This window comes from Streptomyces sp. NPDC057307 (genome assembly GCF_042667665.1).
GTDB lineage: Bacteria > Actinomycetota > Actinomycetes > Streptomycetales > Streptomycetaceae > Streptomyces.
Genome location: NZ_JBHUZM010000242.1, coordinates 1 through 6,214, shown reverse-complemented (window position 1 = coordinate 6,214; position 6,214 = coordinate 1). Strand labels below are relative to the sequence as shown.

Here is a 6,214-nt window from a genome sequence, read left to right as displayed (position 1 = left end):
GAGCCGTCGGCTCCGGCGGGGCCCCGCCGGAGCCGACGGGGCCCGCGTACGACGGGGCCCCGCCCGGCTGCCGCCGCTGCCGGACGAGACCCCTGATCCGGTGGCCGGATCGCGCGCCGTCAGTTCCCGCCGCGACCTGGTCGGCCATGACCCGGCCTGCCGTGGCCGGGCTTTCCGTGACCCGGTTTTCCGTGGCCGGGCTTGTCACGGCCCTCCGGGAATTCGTAGACCTGACCGGCGGTCGCGCGGAAGGTCTTCTCACCGCCGGGCAGCAGGGTGCTGCGCAGGGTCAGCTCACCGGTACGGCTCGCCCTGAGGACGATCCGGCTCGCCCTGCCGCCGGCCCAGGTGATGTCGAGCGTGGCTCCGCCGCGTGCCCGCAGGCCGGATACCGAGCCGTCGGCCCAGGACGCGGGCAGGGCCGGCAGGACCTCGATCGGGCCGTGCTGGCTCTGGAGCAGCATCTCGGCGACACCGGAGGAGGCGCCGAAGTTGCCGTCGATCTGGAACGGCGGGTGGGTGTCCCAGAGGTTCGGCAGCGTGGAGCTCTTGAGCTGCTCGGTGAGCATCTTGTGCGCGTGGTTGCCGTCCCGCAGCCGCGCCCAGAAGTTGATCTTCCAAGCCTTGCTCCAGCCCGTGCCGCCGTCACCGCGCGCGGTGAGGGAGACCTTGGCGGCCTCGGCCCACTCGGTGCCGACCTCGATCTGCCGGCCCGGGTGCAGGCCGAAGAGGTGCGAGACGTGCCGGTGGTCGTTGTTCGGGTCGTCCAGGTCCTCCTTCCACTCCTGGAGCTGGCCCCAGGAGCCGATGCGCAGGCCGGGGTCGAGCTTGCCGAGGGTGTCCTGGAGCCGGGTGCGGAAGGCGGGGTCGTCGCCGAGGGTCTGCGCCGCCTCCAGGGTGTTGGTGAACAGGTCGTGCACGATCTGCTGCGACATCGCGGCGCCGGCCGTGAAGTCGCCGTTCTCGGGCGAGTAGCTGGGGGTGACGACGAGCTTCCCGTCGCGCGGGTCGACCCGCAGGAAGCCCAGCCAGAACTCGGCGGTCTCCTTCATCACGGGGTAGGCGGTGGAGCGCAGATAGTCCGTGGAGGCGTTGAAGCGGTAGTGGTCGTACATCTGCTGGGTGAGCCAGGCGCCCGCCTCCGGGAACCAGAACGACTGCGGGTACTGGTGCAGGCCCGTGAAGCCGTACGGATTGGTCTCGTTGTTCACCACCCAGCCGGCCGTCTCGAAGATCTCCCGCGCGGTGGTGCGGCCCGGTTCGCGCATCGAGTCGACGTACTTGTCGTACGGCGCGGTGGTCTCGGCGAGGTTGGTGACCTCGGCGAGCCAGTAGTTCATCTGGAGGTTGATGTTGACGTGGTAGTCCGCGTCCCAGGGCGGGTTGGTGACGTTGTTCCAGACGCCCTGGAGGTTGGCGGGCAGCGAGCCGGTCCGCGACGAGGCGATGAGCAGATACCGGCCGTACTGGAAGTACAGCGCCTCCAGCGCCTTGTCGGCGGCGCCCGTGCCGCCCGTGTACTGGGTGAGGAGCTGGTCGGTCGGCAGATCGGGCAGCTGCTGGCCGATGTCGAGCGACACCCGGTCGAACAGCCCCTGGTAGTCGTTGACATGCTCGGTGCGCAGGTCGTCGTAGGAACGGCCGGCCGCCCGGTCGACGGCGTCGGTGACCGCGCCGTGGGGGTCGTCGGTGCGGTAGTCGGGATAGGTGTCGGCGTAGTCGGTGCCGGCGGCGAGGACGAACCAGGCGCTGTCGGCGCCGCTGACGGTGAGGGTGCCGTTCCCGGCGGTGACGCTGCCGCCCTGGGTACGTACGCGGATCTGGCCCTCGAAGAGCAGCCCGTTGTTCTGCAGCTTGCCCTTGATGGTGAGCCGGTCACCGCTCGCGGTGGCCGTGAAGTCGTTGCGGGGGGAGGTGTAGCGGAGGGTGAAGCCGATCTTGCCCGGCTGGTCGGCGGTGAACCGGCCGGCGATGACCTTGCCGGGGTGGGAGGCGAAGAACTCCCGTGTGTACGTGGCGCCTTGGTGGGCGTACGAGACCGTGGCGAGGGCCGTGGCGATGTCCAGGGTGCGCCGATAGGAGGAGTCGGGGCCACCGGGCGCTCCGGGGACGTCGATCAGCAGGTCGCCGAAGACGTTGTAGGAGCCGAAGCTGTGCTTGGGCTGGCCCAGCTCGGCCGCGACGGCCTCCGGGGTCATGGACCCCTCGGCGTCGATACGGTCCTGGATCCCGCGCAGCACACCGGGCCGGGGGCTGGTCCAGTTGCCGTGGTCGTAGTCGGGCGCGCCGGGGCCGCCCGTCCACAGGGTCTTCTCGTTGAGGACCAGTCGCTCGGTGGCGAGCGTTCCGTAGATGCCGGCGCCGAGCGCGCCGCTGCCGATGGGGAGGCTTTCGCGCTCCCAGTCGGCGGCGGGCTTCGTGTACCAAAGCGTCAATTCATCGGAGGGGTCGGCGGCTGCGGCTCTGCCGGCCAGAGCAGGAACACCCAGCGCGAGAGCACTGGTTACGCCGAGGGCGGACTTCATCGTGGTTCTGCGGGTGATGCCCTGAGTCATGCGGCTGACGTTAAAAGTCCGATGACTGAATTGGCAAGGCACATGACAAAACCTCGCGGCAGTCAGTTTTCCCGCCGCGAGGCGGTGAAGTGCGGGGGCGGGTTCCGGTCTGCCGGGTCTCGCCCGATATCGCATCAGGGGCGGTTTTCGGCCCCGGCAGGCTCTCAGCCCTGCTGGAAAAGCTCCGCGGGCAGCGGCTTCAGGAGCGCGTAGAGATCGTCGGTGATGGGCCGGTCCCAGCTGGCGATGGTGACGAGGACGTTGTCGCTGCGGTCGAACTGCACGCAGGCGATACGGCTTTCGGAGAGCTTCAGCCGGCGCACGATGAGCAGGTTGTCGCCCTGCATCACGGGCACGTCCTCCGTACTGACGACGTCGACCTGCTCCTCGTTCTCCAGGGCGATCAGCAGCTGCGCGACCTCGAAGGGGATCTGGCCGTCCTCCAGCTCACGGGCCGGTGATCCCTCGGGCAGATTGCCGATGATCATCGCGGGGCCGCGTCCGCCGAACAGGTCGTACCGCAGGAAGACACCCTGACAGCTGCCGTCGGGGGCGGGCAGCAGGCCGGCGCCCAGATTCCCGGGCCAGTCACCCGGGTCCATGGCCAGGACGTCGAAGTCCGGACCCGCGGGTGTGGCGGCGCTGCGGCGGCGGAGGAAGGACATGCGGCCATGGTACGTCTCCGCGGGACCCCGGCGACGCGGGACCCTGGGGCTCGCCGGGGGTGGGACGCGGGGCGCGGTCAGGTGAGGTCGAACTCCCCGTCACGGGCGTTGAGTACGAAGGCCCGCCACTCGGCGGGGCTGAAGATCAGTGAGGGATTCTCCGGCTTGCCGCCGTTGCGCATCGCGATGAATCCTTCGACGAAGGCGATCTGGACGTCTCCCGTGCCCTGGCTGCTGGAACGCCAGTCAGCCTTGCTCAGGTCCAGCTCCGGCTTGTCCCAGCCCGCCAACGGCTGCTGGGTGGTGGTGCTCTCAGCCACGTCCCGCTCCTCCCGGTTCGTCGTCCGGGGCCAGACTATCGATCGTTTCCGGTCCCGGACAGGCCGCTGCACCGGCCGTCCCCAACGCCCTTGCCGCGAGGCACAGTTGGGGCCGGGACGGCCGCCGGACGCGCGTTCGACGGGGATCGGCCCGGCCGAGGCCGACCCGGCCGGGATCAGATCGGCGGGGATCAACTCGGCCCGCGGCCGCCCGGACGGCCGGTCAGCCCGCCGGGGCCGTACGCGTGCCGGGCGTCAGGAAGGCGCCGACCGTACGGGTGAACCACCCCGGGTCGTCCAGCCACGGCAGATGTCCCGCCCCCGGCTGTACGACCGTCCGGCCCGCCGGGAAGAGACCGGCCAGTTCCCTCGCGTGCCGGGGGCGTGGGCTGGTGTCCACCTCGCCCGTCACGACCAGGACCGGGGCGTCGACGGCGGACAGCGCGGCGACGGTGACGGGCGGGTCGAAGGCGCCCGGCGCGTAGTACCCGGCCGCCGCCTCCCGGTTGACCTCGTGGGCCTCGGCGGCCGCGTGCGCCCGCGCGGCCGCGTCCCACCGCCCGTACGCGAAGGGGATCACCGTCGGCCACACCTCGCGGAGGCCACGGGCGCCCGACCAGACCTCGTCCATGGCGGCCCGTGCCTGCGCGTACCAGGGTTCGCCCGCGCGCAGTTCGACGGCCTCGCGTGTGTCCGCCTCGGTGGTGGTGATGCCCGCGGCCCGCAGTCCGGGGGCGACCAGGACGAGCGAGCGCAGCCGGTGCGGGTGGGCGGCGGCGTAGAGGGTGGCGAGATTGCCCGACGCGGAGTGCCCGAGCAGATCGATCCGCGTGAGACCGAGATGCTCGCGCAGCGCCTCGACGTCGGCCACGAGCCGGTCGCAGCGGTACGTGGAGCGGTCGGCCGGGGCGGCGGAATCGCCCGTGCCGCGCGGATCGGGCAGGACGAGGGGGCGGTGGGCGCCGAGGCCGCCGAGATCCCCGAGGTAGGAGGCGGCCCGCATCGGGCCGCCCGGCAGACAGATGACCGGTTCCCCCGGCCCGTCCCCCTTGAGGTGGTAGGTCAGTTCGGTCCCGTCGTACGCGTTGAACGTGGGCATGGCCGGATCCTCACAGGCGGGCGGGCACGGGACCAACCGGTTTCCGATCCGGGTACGGGTCGGGCCCGGAGCCTTGACGCGTGTGCCGAGGGCTGGATTACTGGGCGGGAAGAGGATCAACCGAATGATCGGTCGGCCCGGTCGATACGGAAGAGTCGGAGAGTCAGCCATGACGGTTCAGCTGGACGCCGGGGAACTGCTCGGCCGGGACGAGCTCGAAGGGCTGCAGCTCACGCGGCTGCGGGCGACGCTGCGGCACGCGTACGAGAACGTGCCGTTCTACCGCGAGTCGTTCGACGCCGCCGGGCTGCGGCCGGACGACTGCCGCTCGCTCGCCGACCTGGCCCGCTTCCCCTTCACCGCCAAGACCGATCTGCGGGACAACTACCCCTTCGGGATGTTCGCCGTCGACCAGAAGGACGTCCGGCGCATCCACGCCTCCAGCGGCACCACGGGCCGCCCCACGGTGGTCGGCTACACCCAAGGGGATCTGGACAACTGGGCCGACGTGGTGGCCCGCTCCATCCGCGCGGCCGGCGGCCGGCCCGGCCACAAGGTCCATGTGGCGTACGGCTACGGCCTGTTCACCGGCGGACTGGGCGCGCACTACGGCGCGGAGCGCCTCGGCTGCACCGTCATCCCGGCGTCCGGCGGCATGACCGCGCGACAGGTCCAGCTGATCACGGACTTCCGGCCCGAGGTCATCATGGTGACGCCCTCGTACATGCTGACGCTGCTGGACGAGTTCGAGCGCCAGGGCGTCGATCCCCGGGCGACCTCACTGAAGGTCGGCATCTTCGGGGCCGAGCCGTGGACGGAGGAGATGCGGCGGGAGATCGAGGAGCGGTTCGCGATCGACGCCGTGGACATATACGGGCTCTCCGAGGTGATGGGCCCCGGCGTGGCCCAGGAGTGTGTCGAGACGAAGGACGGCCTGCACATCTGGGAGGACCACTTCTATCCGGAGATCGTCGACCCGTTCACCGGTGAGGTGCTGCCGGAGGGCGAGGAGGGCGAACTGGTCTTCACCTCCCTCACCAAGGAGGCGATGCCGGTGATCCGTTACCGCACGCGCGACCTGACGCGGCTGCTGCCGGGCACGGCGCGGGTGTTCCGGCGGATGGAGAAGGTCACCGGGCGTACCGACGACATGGTGATCCTGCGCGGGGTGAACCTGTTCCCGACCCAGATCGAGGAGATCGTGCTGCGTACGGCGGGGGTCGCCCCGCACTTCCAGCTGCGGCTCACCCGGGACGGCCGGATGGACGCCCTGACGGTACGGGCGGAGGCGCGGGCGGGGGCGACGCCGGAGCAGCGTGACGAGGCCGTGCGGTCGATCGCGACGGCCGTGAAGGACGGGATCGGGGTCTCGGTCGCGGTCGAGGTGGTGGATCCGGAGACGCTGGAGCGTTCGGTGGGCAAGATCAAGCGGATCGTGGACCTCAGGACGCCCTGAGCGGCCCGGCGGCCTTCGGGGCCGTAGACCCGAACATGACGGCGCCGCACGGCTGTCGAGCCGCGCGCACCCGCCCTGGAACGCGGCGATCGCCGGACGGGCTGTGAAAGCCCGTCCGG

The 6,214-nt window shown here is 71.0% G+C and carries 5 protein-coding genes; 1 reads left to right on the top strand and 4 read right to left on the bottom strand.

The window, feature by feature from the left end; genetic code table 11:
* Window positions 1-119 precede the first annotated feature (119 nt).
* From ACFUN8_RS36725 to ACFUN8_RS36710, 4 genes are all read right to left on the bottom strand, one after another.
* Window positions 120-2,525 carry a glycoside hydrolase N-terminal domain-containing protein gene (locus ACFUN8_RS36725; protein ID WP_383647612.1) on the bottom strand — a complete coding sequence of 802 codons (2,406 nt, stop codon included), beginning with the start codon at window positions 2,523-2,525 and terminating at the stop codon, window positions 120-122.
* A 194-nt stretch (window positions 2,526-2,719) separates the two neighbouring features.
* Window positions 2,720-3,220, bottom strand: coding sequence for a hypothetical protein (locus tag ACFUN8_RS36720; protein ID WP_189105770.1), 501 nt, complete (start codon window positions 3,218-3,220; stop codon window positions 2,720-2,722).
* Window positions 3,221-3,297: 77 nt separating this feature from the next.
* Window positions 3,298-3,540 carry a DUF397 domain-containing protein gene (locus tag ACFUN8_RS36715; RefSeq protein ID WP_023543626.1) on the bottom strand — a complete coding sequence of 81 codons (243 nt, stop codon included), beginning with the start codon at window positions 3,538-3,540 and terminating at the stop codon, window positions 3,298-3,300.
* A 223-nt stretch (window positions 3,541-3,763) separates the two neighbouring features.
* A complete protein-coding gene (locus ACFUN8_RS36710) occupies window positions 3,764-4,639 on the bottom strand; it encodes an alpha/beta fold hydrolase (RefSeq protein WP_383647608.1) in 876 nt (291 codons plus the stop codon).
* A gap of 169 nt (window positions 4,640-4,808) precedes the next feature.
* On the opposite strand from ACFUN8_RS36710, the gene paaK reads away from it, so the two are divergent.
* Window positions 4,809-6,095 (top strand): phenylacetate--CoA ligase PaaK, encoded by a 1,287-nt coding sequence (paaK, locus tag ACFUN8_RS36705; RefSeq protein WP_383647605.1) that lies wholly within the window; start codon window positions 4,809-4,811, stop codon window positions 6,093-6,095.
* Window positions 6,096-6,214 lie beyond the last annotated feature (119 nt).

Bases quoted from the DNA above. Each gene is read 5' to 3' on its own strand.
- ACFUN8_RS36725 (WP_383647612.1), bottom strand. From the start codon at position 2,525: ATGAAGTCCGCCCTCGGCGTAACCAGTGCTCTCGCGCTGGGTGTTCCT.
- ACFUN8_RS36720 (WP_189105770.1), bottom strand. From the start codon at position 3,220: ATGTCCTTCCTCCGCCGCCGCAGCGCCGCCACACCCGCGGGTCCGGAC.
- ACFUN8_RS36710 (WP_383647608.1), bottom strand. From the start codon at position 4,639: ATGCCCACGTTCAACGCGTACGACGGGACCGAACTGACCTACCACCTC.
- paaK (WP_383647605.1), top strand. From the start codon at position 4,809: ATGACGGTTCAGCTGGACGCCGGGGAACTGCTCGGCCGGGACGAGCTC.